Below are 18887 nucleotides of genomic sequence, written 5' to 3' on the forward strand. Positions count from 1 at the left end.
AGTAGGCTAGGGTTCCATGAGAGAGCGAAATACCACCACCGCCGCCCAGGAGGCGGCACAGGCGGAGCGCCGAGCAGCACAAACCATGGATTTGCGTGGGCAGAAGCTGACGCTGTGGATCGCTGTGGCGGCCTATATTGTCTACCTCATCGTTCCTTATGCCGGTTCTGCCCACGGGTGGCAGGTTCTCAGTTTTGGCACCACCGACGGCGGGGTAAAGATCTCGCTGATGGAAACCGTCTCCGCGTGGCTCGCGCTTCTCGGCGTGGGCGTGCTGACGACGGCGACCCTGCTGACCCGCCGCGCCACACTCGGGCTGATTGCGTGGATGATGGTGACGGTTTCATTCTTCGTTAACCTGTGGGGCTTTTGGTACCGCGGTTCCACCGCGGATGCCCCGGCCATCGGCATGTGGGTGGGCATGCTCGCCACTTTTTTGGCCTTCTTGGGCTTTAGCCTCGTCGCCCTGCGCCGCAGCCCGGAGCAACGCGCTGCCGAGGAAAAGGTCCGTGCATCGGCGGGCCAGCTGGATGAGGTAGGCAAAATCCAGTCCGATATTGCGTCCCCGCAGCCGCAAGAGATGCTTGTCGATGACCGCCGGAAAAAGGCCGCCGAGCGCCACCGCCACCAGCACGAAGGCTAAAGGTGCAGCTCCCAGGCTGAGGATTGGGAGATTTCCCGCGCCCCGAGCCGCGCGTATAGCGCGTTCATAGCACCATCGCCAGCAGCGACTGAGCAATAGCAGCGGCGCACCTGTGGCCACGCTCCGTTGACCTCGTGCAGGGCAGTGAGCTTAGCTAATTGCGCCAAGCCTTGCCGGCGGTGGTCACGGTCGGTGACGGTAAGAGTCCATTCGCAGACCTCCGGATCCGCCGCCTCGTGCCGCGCCAGTTCCGTGAGCGCCACGATGTCGCCGGCGTCATCAATGAGCGCAACGAGCAGCGTATGCCCGCGCCGCGAACGCAGGCGTTGGTGCGCCTCTTCCAACCGCTGCCTGGACCACACGATGGGCTCGGTGGACAGGGTGCCGGTATCGGCATCCGCGGACGCGACCGTTAAAAGGCGCATGACATCGTCGATATGCTCTTCCGGTATGGCATAGTCCTGCCATACCGCGGCCGAAAGCCCGGGCGGAAAGAGGGCAGCAGCCGGCTGTTCTGGAATATCGATGGCTAGTTGTCGCTCGCTATGGCGCTGCGTAAAGCCTAAGGATTGATAGACCTCCGCCATCGCGTCGTACTCCGGCGAAGTCTCCGGCGGGTGCAGCAGGCCCGCGTGCGCCACGCTACGGCCGAGCTGCTGGGTGATTTTTAAGGCTGTATCTCCCATCCAGGTAGCCACCTTCTGCCTCTTGGCATCAAGGGGTTCTCCGGGCAGTGGCAGATCGCAGAGGACGCACTCGATTTCCGCGGCATTCCGCTCCTCTAAAAGCGGGAGGCTGATGTGGATAAATCCCACGTAGTCCAGCTCTGGACTCGGTGCAGTGGCTGGAATTTGCGGCAGACCAAGCTCGGAGACGGGCCCAAGCGTCGCCGGCCCATCGACCACGGCGAAAAGGTAGGTCTGCGATTCGCCCGAACCCTGCAGGCGGTGCACCACGCGGCTAGGCGAGGTCGAGGCCGCTGCATCCCCGCTGGCTTCCTGCGCCGCAAGGTTTGCCCAGAAAACAAACGATCGGATGCAATCCGCCGGTTCATCCTCGGCTATCTGGGTTGGGCGCGCAATCTGAACGAGGTGCACTATTTATCGTTGACGGCATTGGCAGCGGCATCGGCGAATTCCTGCCATTGCTCCGCCTGCGCGCGCAGCTCCGCGGCCTTCTTCTCCTTGCCCTTAGCCTCCGCGGCCGCGGACTGGGCCTTGAAGTCTTCCACCTTGGCCTGGAACTGGGCCACGCGGGCCTGCGCTTCGGGGTCGGTGCGACGCCATTCGGATTCCTCCGCCTGGGTGACGCGCTTTTCTAGCTGTTCAATCTTGGATTCGTACTCGCGGATTTGGTTTCGGGGCACAAAGCCGATTTCCTCCCACTTTTCCTGCAGCTCGCGCAGCTTAGCCTTGGCCTTGTCCATGCTTTGCGATGGGTCAATCAGGCTGTCGTATTCCGCAAGCAACGCGTCCTTCGCCTTGGCGTTTTCGGCGAACTCGCGGTCCCGCTCGTCGTTGACGGCATTGCGGGCATCGAAGAAGCGGTCCTGGGCGGCGCGGAACTTCGCCCACAGCTGGTCATCGACCTCGCGTGGGGCGCGGCCAGCCGCCTTCCACTCCGCCATGAGATCGCGGTAGGCGCGGGCGGTGGGACCCCAATCGGTGGAGTCCTGGATGGCTTCAGCGCGCTCGACCAGCTCTTCCTTCTTCTTCCGCGCCGCAGCACGGGCGCGATCGAGATCCGCAAAGTGCGAACCGCGGCGCCGATTAAAGGAATCGCGGGCGCGCGAATAGCGCTTCCACAGGCCGTCATCGGTCTTCTTATCGATGCCCTTAATCTGCTTCCACTCTTCCAAAATGGCGCGGATGCGGTCGCCGGCGGCCTTCCACTCGGTGGAATTCTCGGCAATCTCTTCAGCCTCGGCGGCGAGCTTTTCCTTCGCCGCAATCGCATCCTGCCGGCGCTTTTCCCGCTCCGCCTGCGCCTGTTCACCGGCCACAACGGAGTGATCAATAACCGCCGCGAGGCGGCGATCCAGCGCCGCGATATCGCCAATGACCGCAGCGGTAGGCAGGGTCTCGCGGAGTTCGGCGGCGGTTTGCTTGATTCCTGCGGCCTCGCTGGGGTTGGCGCGCAGGCGAGCCTCTAGGAGCTCGATCTCGGTGGCTAGGTCGTCATAGCGGGCGCCGAAGTGCTCGAGGCCTTCCTGCGCAGAACCTGCCTGCCATTCCCCAATCTTGCGCTCGCCCTCGGGGGCGGAAACGAAGACGGACCCATCGGCATCGACGCGCCCCCACTTGGCCGGATCGTTCTTGCTCGGAGATTGCACGGGCACGGGCTTGGCTGTGGGGCGGGGGCCCTTCTTGGGCATGGAACCTGGGGTTGGGGTGGGAGACATGGAAAGCCCTCCTAGACATATATCGCCGCGCGTCACGGCTGCCGGATGAAATCACTGGTTACATTACCGCGAAAAATCGATGTGTGCCTAGAATCTATTTAATTACCTCCACTTGGGTAGATAGTATAGAGGAATAATGTTCAATCTCATGGTTATGCCCGCCTCGCCGGCGCTGGCAGTCGAGCTAGCCCCCAACGACGCCGCCTCGCGGGCACTGCTCGCGGCGGCGCGCACGCTCGCGGTCGAAGCCGCTGCCGCCGGCATTAGCGAGGCAGAAATTATTGGATCCCGCTCCCTACGGTGGCATACCCGCCATACCGGAAGCCTGCGCGCCTGGGGAGCCGACCAAGTGCACGTGGGCGCCGGAAACTACCTGCCAGAGATCATGGCCCACTACGTCTTATCCACGGTCCCACAGATAACGGTTCGCGATAGCCGCGATTACCTGGGTACACCAGCCCCAAAGGTCCTTACCATCGTGGTCGCAGACGGCAGCGCGGGCCTTACCGAGAGGGCACCGCTGGCCCTTATCCCCGGCGCGCAGGAGGCGCACCGGTGGTGCGAGGAGGTGTTGATGGGGGCATCGGCAAGCAGCGATGCCGAGTGGCTTAAGCAACGCGGCGTGGAAGAGCCGGAGCTCTGGTTGGAGCTTTCCGGTTGCGCACCTAAGCGCGCGCAGGTGCGGGCGACAGATGCCACCCTCGGGGTCGGACGCTACGTAGCTGGCTGGGAGGTAACATGCGCCCCATCGCAGTAGTTGGCCCCACCGCCTCAGGCAAATCCGCCCTCGGGCTGGCCCTAGCCCATGAACTGGATGGGGAAGTGGTCAATGTCGATTCCATGCAGCTATACCGCGGCATGGATATCGGCACCGCGAAGCTTTCCCCCGCAGAGCGCGAAGGAATTCCGCACCACCAGCTCGATGTCTGGGACGTGACGGAGACCGCTTCCGTGGCGCGCTATCAGCAGGCGGCCTTGCGCGATATCGAGGACATCATGTCCCGCGGTAAGACGCCCATCCTCGTCGGTGGATCCATGCTCTATGCCCAGGCGTTGGTGGATGATTGGCAATTCCCGCCCACCGATCCGCAGGTGCGGGCCAAATACGAGGCCCGCCGCGCCGATATCGGAACCGACGCCCTCCACGCCGAGTTGGCGCGCGTCGACCCAGCCGCAGCCGCAATCATTGAGGACAAAGACCCCCGCCGCACCGTCAGAGCACTCGAGGTCATCGAGCTGACCGGCAAGCCCTTCAAGGCCAGCCAGCCGCCGAAAAATGGCCCGCCCCGGTGGGGAACCAAGCTGCTGGGGCTGCGCACCGATAGCGAGTGGTTAAACCCGCGCATCGAAAAGCGCACGCGCCTCATGTTTGAGCAAGGCCTCGTCGAGGAAGTCGAGCGCCTGCAGGACAAGGGGCTTGTGGCCGATTCCACCGCCGGCCGCGCCATTGGCTATGCACAGGTGCTACAAGCCCAGCGCGGCGAGCTGACGTGGGAGGATGCGGTAGAGCGCACTATTACTGGCACCCGCCGGTACGTGCGCCGCCAGCGTTCCTGGTTCAACCGCGATAAGCGCATTACCTGGCTCGATGCCGCGGGCGATACTACCGCCGAGGCTTTGTATGTGCTGCGGCGCTAGGGTAGAGGGTATGAAATTTGCCAAAGGCCATGGAACTGAAAATGACTTCGTCATCGTAGAAGACTTCGACGCCAAAACGCCGCTCTCACCGGATCGCGTGGCGGCGCTGTGTGACCGCCGGGCAGGAATCGGCGGCGATGGCCTGCTGCGGGTGGTTCGCGCCGGCGCCCTCGTGGACGCGGGCGAGCTGGCGGCCTTGCCGGACGGGGTGGATGCTGCCGATTGGTTCATGGATTACCGCAACGCCGATGGCTCCGTGGCGGAAATGTGCGGCAACGGCACCCGCGTCTTTGCCCATTGGTTGCGCTCGCACGACTTGGTTGGCGAGGACGCATTCACCATCGGCACCCGGGCGGGCGCCAAGCAGGTAACGGTGCATTCCTGCGATGCCACTGCCGCTAGCGTCACTGTGGAGATGGGGCCCGCGCGCGTGACCGGGGTGTCCACGGCCTCCGTAGGCGGTGAGTCCTACGCCGGCCTCGGGGTGGATATGGGCAACCCGCACTTTGCGGCCGTCATTCCAGGCCTGGAACCGGAAGCTTTGGCTACCAAGGAACTCACGGCGCCGGTCTACGATGAGTCCTTCTTCCCGGGTGGCGTGAACTTTGAGCTGGTTACCCCGCTGCGGGAGGGACACGTGCATATGCGCGTCTTCGAGCGCGGGGTTGGGGAGACGCAGTCTTGTGGCACGGGCACGGTTGCGGCAGCTACCGCCGCGCTTGCCGATGCCGCCCAAGCCCTCGGCACCGTCCATGTCCACGTTCCTGGCGGCGAGGTCACCGTCGAGGTTTATGACAACGGCACGCGGTTGACGGGCCCGTCCGCCATCGTGGCTACGGGCGAAACGAGCTTGTAGAGGCGTTAGTTTCCGTCGTCGATCTGTCGCGTGCGGTAATCCGGGCCGAGCTGGAAGGCCGCGCGGCGGGCCGCCAGCCAGGATTCTTTCAGCTCGCGGGCACGTTCATCGGTGACGCGGAGGAGGGCTTCTAAGTCCTGCGTGCGCATGCCGTGGGCGTGGATTCTGACATTGAGGCGGCGGAGGAAGCGGCGCGCCCCGGCTAATTCGTAGTGGAACGCATCGATGGCGGGGTGGGAGCAGTCGAGGTCGAGCAGTGCCGGCCGATACAGCGTGCGATCCGCCAGTGGCTCCGCCTCTGTAGAGGTTTCGAATTCCTCGAATTCGGCGATGACGTCCTGGATATCGTCCGCCGAGAGGGAAATAGAACTGCGCAAGGCCCTTCGTTCCGCGGTATCGGGGCGCGTGCGCAGCATAAACCACCCTGCGCCCACCAGCATGGCGGCGATGATGAGGCCGGGCAGTTTTAACGTGGCAACAATCGCGATCGCGCAAAGGACCAAGAGGATAAAGACAAGTGTCCTCCGGTTTTGCGGATCGTTATGGAATGCCATGGCCTAAAAATTTAGTGCCCACCGCAGCCGCAACCGCCGGATCCGCATCCGCCATCACCGCAGCCGCCGGACGGCATGTCAATAGCGGCGGTGAGCAGGGCCGTACCGGAAATCACGGTATCCTTGGCCGGCAATTCGCCACGGTCCGCTGGCAGGCAGAGATCGAAGGGGAATAGCCCGTCCATGACGAGGTGCGCGAACTTTTCGCCGGTGAGTTCATTGGTGCGCCATTCGGCTTCCATCACCCGGGCGGCAAAGGTGGCCGCAGGAGTGGGGGCCTGTGCGCCCGAGCCCGAAGCGATGACGCGGGCGCCTTCGGATTCAAAAAGGGCGGGGTACTCGCCGGTTTCGGCTTCGAATGCGGCCGGGGACTCGTAGGTGGTGATATCAAGACCCATGGCGGTCAGCGATACCTGCTGCCATTCCTGCCGCGGTTCTTCTGCCAACAACGGTCCCTGCGCGAGGTTCGCCGTGACCTGCGCCAGCGGCGTGCCGAACGGATCGATGATATCCATGATCGCCAGCACGTCATTAAACATCTCCACGTGGGCAAAACCCTGCGTAACCGCATCGAAACCGATAAAGGTGGCGTAGGGCTCAACCGCCAAGATATTAAGTTGGGCACCCGAAGGATCGCCGTATTGGATGAGCTGGCCGCCGCGCACCTCACCGGTTACAGCAAGGCGGTCCGTGGCGATGGCTGCCTCGACCGCGTCCTGCCAGCGTTCGAAATCCAGGCCGATGGCCTGCATTTCGGTATTCTTTTTCTGGGTAGTAGTCGTTGGCTTAGCCTGCGTCGTTTCCATAGGCACCATTGTATCGCTTTGTCCAGTAAGCCCGGAAACCGCAATTCCCGTTTTGCCGCCTAACGTGCCAAAATAGATTGCAATATGAACAAATTTTCCCCGCAGAATTCTGATAGCTCCGCGAGCAAGGACGAACTTCTCGCCCAGGCCTTCCGCGACCACGCGGATACCCCACAGGAAACCACGCCGACCAGCGGCGATCTAGATTTGGCCGAGCGCAACGCCTTCCGCCGCGTTACCCGCGAAACCTCCATCCGCGCCGAGGACACCACCGATGGCTACGAGGTGGAATACCGAAAACTGCGCCTCGAGCGCGTCATCCTCGTGGGTGTGTGGACCGAAGGCACCGTAGCGGAGGTCGAGGCCACGATGGACGAGCTGGCCGCCCTAACCGAGACCGCCGGCGCCGACGTCGTCGAAATGATCTACCAAAAGCGCGATAAACCCGACCCGGGCACCTTCATCGGTTCGGGCAAGGTCAAAGAGCTCCACGATATTGTCGAGGCGACCGGGGCCGATACCGTCGTGTGCGATGGTGAGCTGAATCCCGGCCAGCTCACGGCGCTCGAGCGCGCGCTAAATACCAAGGTCATCGACCGCACCATGCTCATCTTGGACATCTTTGCCCAGCACGCAAAGTCCAAGGAGGGCAAGGCGCAGGTCTCGCTAGCACAGCTGGAATACCTCTATACCCACACCCGTGGTTGGGGCGGCAACCTTTCGCGCCAGGCTGGTGGCCGCGCCGGTTCCAATGGCGGCGTGGGCCTGCGTGGTCCCGGTGAAACCAAGATCGAGACCGACCGCCGGCGCATCCGCACCGAGATGGCGCGCCTGCGCAAGGAATTGCGCGGGATGAAAACCGCCCGCGAGGTTAAGCGCTCCAGGCGCCAGTCCTCCACGATTGCCCAGATCGCCATCGCCGGCTACACCAACGCCGGCAAATCCTCGCTCATTAACGCCATGACGAACGCGGGCGTGCTTGTGGAAGACGCCCTATTTGCCACCCTGGATCCCACCACGCGGCGCGCCTCGCTTGCCGATGGCCGCCAGGTCGTCTTTACCGATACCGTCGGCTTCGTTCGCCACCTGCCCACCCAGCTGGTGGAGGCCTTCAAATCCACCCTGGAAGAAGTGCTCGCCGCCGACATTATGCTGCATGTCGTGGACGGATCGGACCCGTTCCCGCTCAAGCAAATCGAGGCGGTCAATAAGGTCATCTACGATATCGTCAGCGAGACTGGTGAGCAGGCCCCGCCGGAAATCATCGTGATCAATAAGATCGACCAGGCCGACCCGCTCGTGCTCGCGGAGCTGCGCCACGTCCTGGATCATGAGGACGTCGTCTATGTTTCGGCGCGCACGGGGGAGGGCATCGACGAGCTGAGCGCGCGCGTGGAGCTCTTTCTCAACTCCCGCGATAGCCACGTTAAGCTGCAGGTTCCCTTCACCCGGGGCGATGTCGTCTCCCGCGTGCACGCCGAGGGCACCGTGCGCAGCGAGGAATATACCGAAAATGGCACGCTTGTCGATGTCCGCCTGCCCGCCACCACCGCCCGCGAGCTCGCCGAATTCATCGTGGACGACGATTCTTAAAATTCGTGTTCCATAGCCCATAATGGTGGTTCGTGAGCATACTAGGTTGGACTGTCCATGGCGACGGTAAGAAGATTGCGCCAGGCGCCGTGGTCGCGCCCGAGGAACGACTAAGTTGGGGCCGAACCATTGGCATCGGCATGCAGCATGTGGTGGCGATGTTTGGTGCCACGCTGCTGGTGCCCACCCTGACCGGATTTCCGGTCAATACCACGCTGCTATTTTCCGGCATCGGCACCATCCTATTCCTGCTGATTACGCGCAATCGCCTGCCGTCCTACCTTGGGTCGTCGTTTGCTTTCATCGCCCCGCTGACCGCCTCGCAGCAATACGGGATTGCGGCGCAGGCCGGATCCATTTTGGTGACCGGTTTGGTGCTGGTGGCGGTCGGAATCGTGGTCAAGGCTGCCGGCAAGCGGGTACTCGATGCGGTGATGCCGCCGGCGGTTACCGGCGCCATCGTCGCGCTCATCGGGCTCAACTTGGCGCCGAATGCGGCCGAAAACTTCGCCAGCCAGCCCTTGGTAGCAGGCATTACGCTGCTGGTTATCCTCCTGGCCACCGTGGCCGGGCGCGGCATGGTCTCGCGCCTGTCCATCCTTATCGGCGTGGTCGTCGGTTGGGTTTTCGCCGCCCTGACCGGCAACTTGGGCGAGGGCGCCAAGGATGCCATAGATGCAGCCCCGTGGGTAGGCCTGCCCGAATTCCACGTCCCAGAGTTCCATCTTTCGGCCATCGCCGTGGCCCTGCCGGTGCTCGTGGTGCTGATTGCGGAAAACGTCGGGCACGTCAAGGCCGTCTCCGAGATGACCAATCGCGACTTAGACGATCTTGCCGGCGATGCGCTGATTGCCGATGGCCTCGCCTCCTCCCTCGCCGGCGGCTTCGGCGGCTCCGGTACTACCACCTATGCCGAAAATATCGGCGTTATGGCCGCCACGCGCGTCTATTCCACCGCCGCGTATTGGGTCGCCGCCTTCACCGCCATCCTGCTGGCCTTCGTCCCGAAGTTCGGTGCGCTGATTTTCTCCATTCCCACCGGCGTGCTCGGCGGGGCCACCCTCGTGCTTTACGGTCTTATCGGCATGTTGGGCGTGCGCATTTGGATGGATAATGAGGTCAACTTCAATAACCCGGTGAACCTGACGGCGGCCGCGGTGGCCTTGATCGCGGGCATCGGCAACCTGACCCTGACCGTGGGAGGGGTGAGCCTGGAGGGCATCGCCTGGGGCTCTGTCGGCATCATCATTGCGTATCCCATCATGCGGCGGCTGTACGAAACCGTGGGCGAAGGCCACGACGCGAAATACTAAAATCTGTGGATAACTTTGTTGACCCCGCCGCGAAATAGCGCCGTGGCGGTAAGGTTCGCAGCGTAATCCACAGGCCTTCGTGCGTGCGGTCGCCGTTGCGCCGGATTGTGCGTTGTACTAGGCGGCATGAACGCACTCGACCGTTATTTAACCGCGCTGGGCCAAGGTATGGATATCATCGCCGCCGCCCGGGGCTTAAGCGAGCGCGACTTGGTGCAGCGCGGCGCCAGCGACATCGCCGCGCGCGAGGTGGTGCATCTTTGCGATGTCTATTTTGGCCGCTGTGCCTTGGTCAAGTCCGGTGGAGTGGTGTATCTGTCCTTTCTGAATCGGTGGATCGGGGGACAGTGTCAGGGTCGGTGTTGGGGTCCGTCTCGGGGTTGATGTTGGTTCATTAGGAGGCTGCCTCGATGGTGTCTGCGTCGTGAGTGTGGATGGTGTTGGTAGCTATCAGACGTCGGGTGTGTTCCAAGCTTGCTAGTGACATATAACGTTTCTGCTGAATCCAATCGTCATGCTGTTCAGCTAGTACCGCGCCGACGAGGCGGATGACAGCTGCGCGGTTGGGAAATATTCCTACAACGTCGGTACGCCGCCTGATTTCACGGTTCAAACGCTCTGTTGGATTATTGGACCATACCTTCGTCCATACAGCTTTGGGCGTGGCTGTAAACGCGAGTATCTCATCTAATGATTCTTCCAGGTAGTCGGCTGCGTCGGGAAAACGCTCGGTGCAGAAATCTACGACCTGGCGGGCTTGGTCCCAGGTAGCTTGCGCGTCGGTTTGCCAGAAGATGGAGTGAAACATTCCCGATAGTGTTGTCCACTGGCGTTTTGACACTTTTGAGGACAGGTTCTTAGCAAAATGTGTCCGGCAGCGTTGCCAGCTGGCTGTAGGTAGTACTTGACCAACAGCAGCTTGGATTCCTAGGTGCGCATCGCTGGTGACGAGATAGACTTCGCTAAGACCGCGGGCTTTAAGGTCTTGGAAGAATCCGGTCCATGATTCCACGGATTCTGATGTTGCGACCTGCATGCCTAGTAGTTCACGGTAGCCGTCTTTGTTAACGCCGGTAGCGATAAGCACACTGGTTTTAACGACACGTCCGCCTTCGCGGACTTTCATTGTCAATGCGTCACAGGACAGGTAGTAATACGGCCCTGAATCCAGTGGACGGGTTCTAAAGTCAGCGACCATCTCGTCGAGTTCTTTGGCCATGTCAGACACTTGTGATTTCGACAGATTGTTAATGCCCAGCGTGGCCACCAAATCATTCATGCGTCTAGTGGAGACCCCTTTGAGATAACACGTGGCTATCACGGTAGTCAGGGCTCTTTCGGTGCGGGTGCGCCTTTCTAAGAGCCAGTCGGGAAAGAATGCGCCGTGACGTAGCTTCGGGATAGCAACGTCAATGCTTCCTACCCTGGTGTCTAAGGGACGGTGGCGGTAGCCATTGCGGGTATTAGTCCGTTGTGGAGATACCGTGGCGTAATCAGCGCCGCAGACAGTGTCAGCCTGGGCCGAAAGTATCTGGTTAATGAAGTCTGTCAGCATCTGGCGCATCAAGTCTGGAAAGGCTTGGGTGAGCAATTCTTCCAGATACGCAGTGGGATCGATATGATGGGGGTTAGCGGCCATCGCGGTTACATTCCTTTCGAGGATAAGTAGAAGTTGATTCGAAAGGTACCCGTGATGGTCGCCTTATTGTGCACCGGCACGAGGCTTACCACGGGTTACAGATACACCACACTAGTGGACGCAACCTGTGCCTTTAGCGCCAAGCAACGCACGGCGCGCTCGACGACGCACCCGCTCGACGTGCTCAGCCTCATCGAAAAGTTCGCGCTGCGCGCTCGCACCCAACGCGATGCCTGGGCCATACGCTCCGAGTTATGTGAGTTCCGCGGAAGCGCCACTGCCTTGCGTAAGCGGGCGCGCGACCTCTTGCGGGAGCTACAGCCGCCCCGCACTCCCAAGAAAGGCGTGCGGATCACCGGCCGGCCGCGCGGCCCGTGGTCGTTGACCATCACCGGGGAATCCGCCGACGTCGCCGATATGCACTCTGCCCTCGATAACGAGCGCCCATTGGAATCGGTCAAGTCCATCTTCTTCGGCGGGAAGTCCGGAGCGCGCACTACCGCTACCACCCAGGTGATCATCACCTTGGACGAGCTCGACCGCATCGTCGATGGCGATGGCGAGGAAATAACCTTGCAGCTCACCAATGGCTCGCGAATCAGGGGCGCTGACTTCGTCACCCGGGTCCTAAGCTCCCACGGGTACATCACGCTGGTACACCCTGTAGAGGCCAAGGGCCAAGGTTGTTGATGGTGATCCGGTAGAGGTCTCGGGGGTCTTGCGCACGGCCCGGGCAGCCCAGGCTTCCATGATCTGCTGGACGGTGCGCTTGCGGGCTGGGGTCGATCCACTCCTCGCGGTGAAGCGCGCGCACTTGCTCCTGGAGCCAGGCTTTGGCCTGCTTCTCGGTGTCGAAGGTCTTGGAGTGCTCCCGGTCGATGTTGTTCCGGTAGCGGGCTACCCAGCGGGTGCGGCCTTTGGTGTAGGTGCTGTCGGCCTTCTTGCGGGGTTTGGTGACGCGGCGTTGGATAGCCGTGCTATGCTCCTTGGAGGTGTTTGATCCTCGTGGTGGGGGACAGGCCCGTTGTTTCCCGGTGGTGCGCAGGCCATCGGGGATTTTCTCATTGGGATCCAAGCATAGCACGGAGGGCCACGGGTGATGTTCCCGTGTCCCACTGTGCTGGGTTTATCCTTTTGGTATGGGAGCGAAGGTTCCGTCTAGCACTATTTTTGCTGGACTCATTTTCGCTTCAACTGCTATGGATACGGCTTCGTCAAGATGTACAGCCATGAGAGAGATTGGATGGTTGTCATCCCTAGCGCATCTCTCAAAGTAGTCTATCCACTCTGAATCGATTAGTGCTATCGGAATGGAACTGACTACGTTCTTGGCGTGACCTCGGACTATATTGACCCTTAACCCATCGTCATCTTCCATAAGATGGAGCCGCTTGTGGTTAGCAAAGTATGCCACGAGTTGCTCCTTGATGGAGTTGGCCTGGGGTGACATCAGTTGCACCCGTCATCCGTCGGAAAAGTGGTGAGCACTTCATGCTTGTCGGTCAGGATCGTCCTTGTTCGCTTTGTCTTGACGACTTCTCCAGAGTCCTTGTTGACGAGATAGATCTCTGAGCTGACACACCATTTGCCACCATCTTGCGGGGCAGTTTGATCGGGATTAGTGATGTTCTTGGTGAGCGCCATGTCTGCGATGTCGCGCCAGTTACGTCCCTCGATGTCGGCGAGTGTTTGCCACTGCGGGCCGTGGCGGTTGACAATGTGGCGGAATCCGACGTTCTCAGTTCCGCATTTCAGGGTGATGTCGCCAGCGCCAAGCTGGTTTTCTGGCGGCCCGTAGGGGCCACCGTGCCATGTGCGGATCACCTTGCCAATGTCTTTTGCTCCGTCTTGTGGGCAAGCGCCCCAAACCGCAGGATCTGGCATGTCAACAGCCTGCGCGGGGATCGTAGTGAGTGGGCCGAATACCGCTGCGCTAAGGCTGACCGCAAGTAGTCTTTTGATTCTAATGTCCCCTCCTTAACTAGTGTGACTGGGATATCAATCATGGTAGGGTAGCGCCGCAGGTTTCACAACCGAGAAGAAGAGATTCCCCTCACGTCAGATATGTACGAAAGCGCCCCTGGCTTGCATGAGGTCAGGGGCAGGTAAGGAGTTTTGCAGGGGGCTACAGGGCGGCGTCGAACTTCGCTGCGCACTGTTTCGTCCATCCGGTGGTGCCGTCGGTGAATACCGTGGTGCCACGCTGGTAAAGGGTGTGGTCGGTGAGGCAGTGGGAGGTGGTCTGCCCGGTGTCCTGTACGGGCGGGGCAGGCGGTGCCGTGGCGTCATCGACCGGCTGGGCGGGTTGCGCGGGTAGCTTTGAGGTGTTGTCATCACCTTGAGCAGGGGCCGGAGCCCCCGGAAGATCCAGTACCCAAGCCTTCGTCGCACCTCGGGGTGAGATGGTGAGATTTTCCGCGTTCGCAGGTACCGCGTAGACGTTCTGCGTGCGCTGTTTTCACCCACGCGGGTGAGGCTATCCCCTGTGGGGGACAAAGATTCGCAATCGAATGCGATGCCCAGCGGCTCCGAATATCCGTCCTTCGTGAGCACTTTCGCGTCGCCGGTGGTGAAGGAGAAGTTATCCGACCAGGAGTACTCATTGACGGCGATCTCCGCGTCAAAGGTGAGATAGGTCTGCTCCTCGGTGGGGCGTCTACGTAGCTGGCGACTCGGGGACACTGGTCATGTAGAGCCACGTTGCTGATAGTGACGTCAATGTCGCAGGTCCGATCACCATCGCAGGTGATGGTGAAAGGCTCTCCTTCATTGATGGTGTCCAGTGTGGGGTCCGAGGACGCAGCCACCTCGGTGGAAGGAGCGGCTTCCGCAGTCGTGGTGATGTCCTCCTTGGCCTCATTAGCGCTGCTGCACGCGGACAGGAGCAGGGCAGCGGGGATCAAGACGCCCAGGGGCCGGATAGTGGTGCACTGCATGATGGGTTCCTTTCTAGGTGGGGCTACTCGCAGGCCACGCCGTCGCCGTCTTTGTCGAGATCGCGGCTGTTACCGGAGCTGTCTGTGTAGAGCGGAGCAGCACCGGCAGCACGCACGGCTGCGCAGTTCTTGTAGTAGGTGGATGCTGCAGGGGCGGGGCGACAGGAGCTTCATAGGCGGGAGCAGGATCCGCCACAGGGGCCGGAGCGTTAGCCTCCTCCACGTCCCCCGCAGCTGTGTCGTTGCTCTCCTCGACAGCGGTTTCCACCGGCTCCTCAACCTGCTCTGGCTCCTCCTCCTGGGTGACCACCTCGGTCAGGGTGACCTCTGCGGTCACAGCCCCCTCTGAGGTCACCTCCACAACGCAGGTCTGCATCGCCGTAGGAGTCTCCACCACAGGCTCCTTCTCGGGTACGTCGCTCTCTGTCGCCGGGACAATCGCAGACCCCACAACCAGCCCCACGATGGACCCGATGGCAATGACAGGCCACCGCCGGTTGACCTTCTCAGCGGCGGGCGGCTTACCAAGCAGGTACGATCCGCTTCGGACAAGAACGTGTAATTCTCAACCCCCTTCGCGGCTTCCGCAGAGCGTCCCTGTCGTGCTTCTCACAGTACATCCACCAGCCGCCAGGCAAGATGATCGCGACCCCCATGATGACCGCACCGATGAAGGTTCCAACACCGCCCTTCCCGATGCTGAGGAGACCTCCGAGCACCAACAGCACCCCGAGGATGATGGAGGCCCAGGCCAGGACGGTTTTCCAGGTTGGCGGTTTATGCTGCTCAGCCATAATTCAACTCCCAGTATCTCGTGTCACAGGGGGTACGAAAGTATCCTAAGCCGCCCAGCTCGCAAGGCAGAACACAACGCGGGTAGCGGGGGGACACCCTCAGGATCCCGCAAAAATCCCGCAAGCCACGCCGGAACCCCTGGAATGGCCGGAATAACCTGAATGCTCGGACGGTTCTGACCTGCGGAACTGTGAAACCACTGGTAGTGGAATCGGGTTGCAACGTTTGCAGAGAATATCGGCGTTATGGCCGCCACGCGCGTCTATTCCATCGCCGCGTATTGGGTCGCCGCCTTCACCGCCATCCTGCTGGCCTTCGTCCCGAAGTTCGGTGCGCTGATTTTCTCCATTCCCACCGGCGTGCTCGGCGGGGCCACCCTCGTGCTTTACGGTCTTATCGGCATGTTGGGCGTGCGCATTTGGATCGATAATGAGGTCAACTTCAATAACCCGGTGAACCTGACGGCGGCCGCGGTGGCCTTGATCGCGGGCATCGGCAACCTGACCCTGACCGTGGGAGGGGTGAGCCTGGAGGGCATCGCCTGGGGCTCTGTCGGCATCATCATTGCGTATCCCATCATGCGGCGGCTGTACGAAACCGTGGGCGAAGGCCACGACGCTAAATACTAAAATCTGTGGATAACTTTGTTGACCCCGCCGCGAAATAGCGCCGTGGCGGTAAGGTTCGCAGCGTAATCCACAGGCCTTCGTGCGTGCGGTCGCCGTTGCGCCGGATTGTGCGTTGTACTAGGCGGCATGAACGCACTCGACCGTTATTTAACCGCGCTGGGCCAAGGTATGGATATCATCGCCGCCGCCCGGGGCTTAAGCGAGCGCGACTTGGTGCAGCGCGGCGCCAGCGACATCGCCGCGCGCGAGGTGGTGCATCTTTGCGATGTCTATTTTGGCCGCTGTGCCTTTAGCGCCAAGCAACGCACGGCGCGCTCGACGACGCACCCGCTCGACGTGCTCAGCCTCATCGAAAAGTTCGCGCTGCGCGCTCGCACCCAACGCGATGCTTGGGCCATACGCTCCGAGTTATGTGAGTTCCGCGGAAGCGCCACTGCCTTGCGTAAGCGGGCGCGCGACCTCTTGCGGGAGCTACAGCCGCCCCGCACTCCCAAGAAAGGCGTGCGGATCACCGGCCGGCCGCGCGGCCCGTGGTCGTTGACCATCACCGGGGAATCCGCCGACGTCGCCGATATGCACTCTGCCCTCGATAACGAGCGCCCATTGGAATCGGTCAAGTCCATCTTCTTCGGCGGGAAGTCTGGGGCGCGCACCACTGCGACCACGCAGGTGGTCATCACCTTGGACGAGCTCGACCGCATCGTTGATGGCGATGGCGAGGAAATAACCCTGCAGCTTACCAATGGCTCGCGCATCAGCGGTGCCGACCTCGCGAGCCGCGTCTTAAGCGATCACGGATACATCACGCTTGTGCATCCCGTTGAAGGGCCGGTCAACTTGTACCGCACGTCCCGGTTTGCCAATGCGAAGCAGCGCTTGATGGCAGCCGCCGTCAATCCGGTATGCCCCTGGGAAAAGTGCAATTATCCTGCCGATGAGTGCCAGATCCACCACCTAGAAAGCTGGCAGCACGGTGGCAATACTAATGCCGCTAACCTCGCTACTTGTTGCCCGTACCATAACGGCGTCAACGATGATGACCCGCAGGCCCCGCCGCGGCGCGGGCGATTGGCCCGAATACAAGGAAAGGTCCGCTGGCTTCCGCCGTGGGCCACGAACCCCGGCAGCCCGAACGAAAACGACAGGCCGCCATCCTAAGAATCCGGGACAAGAGGATTAGCACAAAAAGATCCGCACCCCGCACGGATCCACAGGTTCAGGGTCAAAATCCTAGGGACCGCGCTTATGCGCCACGCGAGCGAGCTGAATAGCCGGCGCAATGGGCACTGGGAAACCCGCCTATGGATCGCAAAAGCTCCCCGCTGTCAAGGCGAGGAGCGTACGAGTCGTGCTTAAACGCTAGTTTTGAGCAGCAGCGTTTAGGAAGCGTCGAGATCCTGCTCGATGAGGCCGGCGATCTTCTCAACGGCTTCTTCGTTATCAGAGGTAACGGTGACCTCGTCGCCCTGCTCGGCACCGAGGGCCATGATCATCAGGGAAGAAGCGGCGTCGGTCTCGTTATCGTCATCTTCTTCACCAACGAGGCTCAGGAAGATGTCCTCGTCGTATTCGCCAGCGGCGTCAGCGATGATGGAGGCAGGACGTGCGTGCAGTCCTACAGAGGAGCCCACCTTTACAGTCTTGGAAGCCATGGAAATTATCCTTTCTGTAGTTAATTTATCGTGATCCAGTGTACGAGCGTTTGGTTTATGCCGCCACGTTCTGGGAACCGGTTTTGGTCTCTGGAGCAGCCTTTTGCGCAGCTTGCTGGACGGTCTTATTGGGCCAGAATTGCTTCATGGCCAAGACCGCGACGGTGGATACCGCCACGCCGGCGAGGATTGCGACTAGGTAGGCCCAGAACGGATCGATGGCGAAGGCGACGAAGACACCACCGTGCGGGGCGCGCGACTCGACCGACAGCGCCATGGAAATAGCACCCGTCACGGCGCCACCAGCCATCATGGAAGGGATGACGCGGAACGGATCGGCCGCGGCGAAGGGGATGGCGCCTTCGGAGACGAAGGATAGGCCGAGCAACCAGGCGGACTTACCGTTTTCCTGCTCGGCAGGGGTAAATAGCGACTTGCGAATGAAGGTTGCCAAGGACAGTGCGATGGGCGGCACCATGCCGGCGGCCATGACAGCGGCCATGATTTGCATGGAGGCTGCGTCGCCGGTGGACAACCCCGCGGTGGCAAAGAGGTATGCGGCCTTGTTGACTGGGCCGCCCAGGTCGACGCACATCATCAGGCCTAAGATGATGCCGAGCACTACGGTAGAAGACCCAGACATGGAAGACAGCCAATCTTGCAGGCCCTCCATCAGCGCGGCCAGTGGGGCGCCCAAGAGCAGGTACATCGACAGGCCAACGACGAGGGAGGTCAAAAGCGGAATGATGACCACCGGCATGAGGGAACCGAGCCAGCGCGGGACCTTCCAATTGCCAATCCAGAGGGCGATGAAGCCGGCCAACAAACCGGTGACCAGGCCACCGATGAAGCCCGCGTCGAGGGTCACAGCGATAGCACCGCCGACAAAGCCCGGCGCAATACCAGGGCGCCCGGCCAGGGCGTAGGCGATATAGCCAGAAAGTGCGGCGACAATAAAGCCCATTGCGGCCTGGCCGATGGCAAAAAGCACCGCGCCTATATAAAGCGAGTAGCCGGAATGCTCGAACGACATCGTCTCACCGTCGACGATGATGTCATTGCCCGGCAGGTTGGATAGGGAGTAATCCGTGGAAAGCGCCTGCCAGCCATTGGCCATATCGGCGCCGCCGAAGAGGAATCCGAGGGCCAAGAGAAGGCCGCCGGCGGCAACGAACGGCACCATGTAGGACACACCGGTCATAATCGCCTGCTGGATGCGCTTGCCCCAACCCAGCGACTTACCTTCTTCTTCGGCGGAGGAGGAAGAGGCGGTGCCAGAGACCTTTCGGGCATTTGGGTTCTTCGCCGCCGCGATGGCCTCGTCGAGCATCTTGCCGGGCTCGTTGATGGCCCGCTTGACGCCGGATTCGATGACGGGTTTGCCCGCGAAGCGCTCGCGGTCGCGCACGCCAACGTCCGTGGCAAAGATGAC

General features: G+C 61.4%; 20 protein-coding genes and 1 pseudogene. 10 read left to right on the forward strand and 11 right to left on the reverse strand.

Features of this window, described 5'->3' with window-relative positions:
• Positions 1–16: 16 nt before the first annotated feature.
• The gene (locus tag ABRP84_RS03825; protein WP_023022786.1) at positions 17–643 is read left to right on the forward strand and encodes an Rv2732c family membrane protein; all 627 of its coding nucleotides are present in this window, start codon (positions 17–19) and stop codon (positions 641–643) included.
• Here the strand turns inward: ABRP84_RS03825 and ABRP84_RS03830 are convergent.
• Positions 640–1740 carry a GNAT family N-acetyltransferase gene (locus ABRP84_RS03830; protein WP_023022784.1) on the reverse strand — a complete coding sequence of 367 codons (1101 nt, stop codon included), beginning with the start codon at positions 1738–1740 and terminating at the stop codon, positions 640–642. The two genes, ABRP84_RS03825 and ABRP84_RS03830, sit on opposite strands and share 4 nt — an antisense overlap.
• On the reverse strand, positions 1740–3044 hold the full coding sequence (locus ABRP84_RS03835) for a DUF349 domain-containing protein (protein WP_023022782.1): 1305 nt from the start codon (positions 3042–3044) through the stop codon (positions 1740–1742). Before ABRP84_RS03835 ends, ABRP84_RS03830 begins: the two co-directional genes overlap by 1 nt.
• Positions 3045–3180: 136 nt before the next feature.
• On the opposite strand from ABRP84_RS03835, the gene ABRP84_RS03840 reads away from it, so the two are divergent.
• From ABRP84_RS03840 to dapF, 3 genes are read left to right on the forward strand one after another with little or no spacing between them, the layout of a single operon-like run.
• Positions 3181–3801, forward strand: a complete 621-nt coding sequence (locus ABRP84_RS03840; RefSeq protein WP_349852774.1) for a hypothetical protein — start codon at positions 3181–3183, stop codon at positions 3799–3801.
• Positions 3783–4682: a tRNA (adenosine(37)-N6)-dimethylallyltransferase MiaA gene (gene miaA, locus ABRP84_RS03845; protein ID WP_349852775.1), complete on the forward strand. Its 900-nt coding sequence runs from the start codon at positions 3783–3785 to the stop codon at positions 4680–4682. The genes ABRP84_RS03840 and miaA overlap by 19 nt, the downstream gene beginning before the upstream one ends.
• A 10-nt stretch (positions 4683–4692) precedes the next feature.
• On the forward strand, positions 4693–5538 hold the full coding sequence (gene dapF / locus ABRP84_RS03850) for a diaminopimelate epimerase (protein ID WP_349852776.1): 846 nt from the start codon (positions 4693–4695) through the stop codon (positions 5536–5538).
• Positions 5539–5543: 5 nt separating this feature from the next.
• On the opposite strand, the gene ABRP84_RS03855 is transcribed toward dapF, so the two are convergent.
• Both ABRP84_RS03855 and ABRP84_RS03860 read right to left on the reverse strand, forming a co-directional pair.
• The gene (locus tag ABRP84_RS03855) at positions 5544–6092 is read right to left on the reverse strand and encodes a hypothetical protein (RefSeq protein ID WP_349852777.1); all 549 of its coding nucleotides are present in this window, start codon (positions 6090–6092) and stop codon (positions 5544–5546) included.
• Positions 6093–6103: 11 nt separating this feature from the next.
• A complete protein-coding gene (locus ABRP84_RS03860) occupies positions 6104–6907 on the reverse strand; it encodes a hypothetical protein (RefSeq protein WP_349852778.1) in 804 nt (267 codons plus the stop codon).
• A 75-nt stretch (positions 6908–6982) separates the two neighbouring features.
• Between ABRP84_RS03860 and hflX the strand changes: the two genes are divergently transcribed.
• The 3 genes from hflX to ABRP84_RS03875 all read left to right on the forward strand — a co-directional run bounded on the left by hflX (position 6983) and on the right by ABRP84_RS03875 (position 10188).
• A complete protein-coding gene (hflX, locus tag ABRP84_RS03865; protein ID WP_023022772.1) occupies positions 6983–8491 on the forward strand; it encodes a GTPase HflX in 1509 nt (502 codons plus the stop codon).
• Positions 8492–8523: 32 nt separating this feature from the next.
• Positions 8524–9804: a uracil-xanthine permease family protein gene (locus ABRP84_RS03870; RefSeq protein ID WP_349852779.1), complete on the forward strand. Its 1281-nt coding sequence runs from the start codon at positions 8524–8526 to the stop codon at positions 9802–9804.
• Positions 9805–9930: 126 nt separating this feature from the next.
• Positions 9931–10188, forward strand: coding sequence for a hypothetical protein (locus ABRP84_RS03875; RefSeq protein WP_349852780.1), 258 nt, complete (start codon positions 9931–9933; stop codon positions 10186–10188).
• A gap of 10 nt (positions 10189–10198) precedes the next feature.
• Here the strand turns inward: ABRP84_RS03875 and ABRP84_RS03880 are convergent, their stop codons facing one another.
• Entirely contained in the window at positions 10199–11443 is a 1245-nt protein-coding gene (locus ABRP84_RS03880) for an IS256 family transposase (RefSeq protein WP_349852781.1), read from the reverse strand.
• 114 nt (positions 11444–11557) lie between these two features.
• Between ABRP84_RS03880 and ABRP84_RS03885 the strand changes: the two genes are divergently transcribed.
• Entirely contained in the window at positions 11558–12133 is a 576-nt protein-coding gene (locus ABRP84_RS03885; protein WP_349852782.1) for a hypothetical protein, read from the forward strand.
• 436 nt (positions 12134–12569) lie between these two features.
• Here ABRP84_RS03885 and ABRP84_RS03890 read toward each other — a convergent pair whose 3' ends face one another.
• The 4 genes from ABRP84_RS03890 to ABRP84_RS03905 all read right to left on the reverse strand — a co-directional run bounded on the left by ABRP84_RS03890 (position 12570) and on the right by ABRP84_RS03905 (position 15173).
• A complete protein-coding gene (locus ABRP84_RS03890) occupies positions 12570–12857 on the reverse strand; it encodes a hypothetical protein (RefSeq protein ID WP_156904618.1) in 288 nt (95 codons plus the stop codon).
• A 35-nt stretch (positions 12858–12892) separates the two neighbouring features.
• On the reverse strand, positions 12893–13327 hold the full coding sequence (locus ABRP84_RS03895) for a hypothetical protein (RefSeq protein ID WP_349852783.1): 435 nt from the start codon (positions 13325–13327) through the stop codon (positions 12893–12895).
• A 1065-nt stretch (positions 13328–14392) separates the two neighbouring features.
• On the reverse strand, positions 14393–14773 hold the full coding sequence (locus tag ABRP84_RS11265; protein WP_023022728.1) for a hypothetical protein: 381 nt from the start codon (positions 14771–14773) through the stop codon (positions 14393–14395).
• A 127-nt stretch (positions 14774–14900) separates the two neighbouring features.
• The gene (locus tag ABRP84_RS03905; RefSeq protein ID WP_023022726.1) at positions 14901–15173 is read right to left on the reverse strand and encodes a hypothetical protein; all 273 of its coding nucleotides are present in this window, start codon (positions 15171–15173) and stop codon (positions 14901–14903) included.
• A gap of 222 nt (positions 15174–15395) precedes the next feature.
• Here ABRP84_RS03905 and ABRP84_RS03910 point away from each other — a divergent pair.
• Both ABRP84_RS03910 and ABRP84_RS03915 read left to right on the forward strand, forming a co-directional pair.
• Positions 15396–15803: pseudogene (locus ABRP84_RS03910) on the forward strand (solute carrier family 23 protein); the annotation flags it as partial.
• Between the two features lie 126 nt (positions 15804–15929).
• On the forward strand, positions 15930–16961 hold the full coding sequence (locus tag ABRP84_RS03915; protein ID WP_349852784.1) for an HNH endonuclease signature motif containing protein: 1032 nt from the start codon (positions 15930–15932) through the stop codon (positions 16959–16961).
• A 221-nt stretch (positions 16962–17182) separates the two neighbouring features.
• Here ABRP84_RS03915 and ABRP84_RS03920 read toward each other — a convergent pair whose 3' ends face one another.
• A complete protein-coding gene (locus ABRP84_RS03920; RefSeq protein ID WP_005278890.1) occupies positions 17183–17455 on the reverse strand; it encodes an HPr family phosphocarrier protein in 273 nt (90 codons plus the stop codon).
• A gap of 55 nt (positions 17456–17510) precedes the next feature.
• Positions 17511–18887, reverse strand: a 1377-nt coding sequence (locus tag ABRP84_RS03925; RefSeq protein ID WP_349852785.1) for a PTS fructose transporter subunit IIC, incomplete at its 5' end; no start/stop codon positions are given.

Origin of the sequence: Corynebacterium sp. KPL2861 (assembly GCF_040225475.1) — a bacterium.
GTDB lineage: Bacteria > Actinomycetota > Actinomycetes > Mycobacteriales > Mycobacteriaceae > Corynebacterium.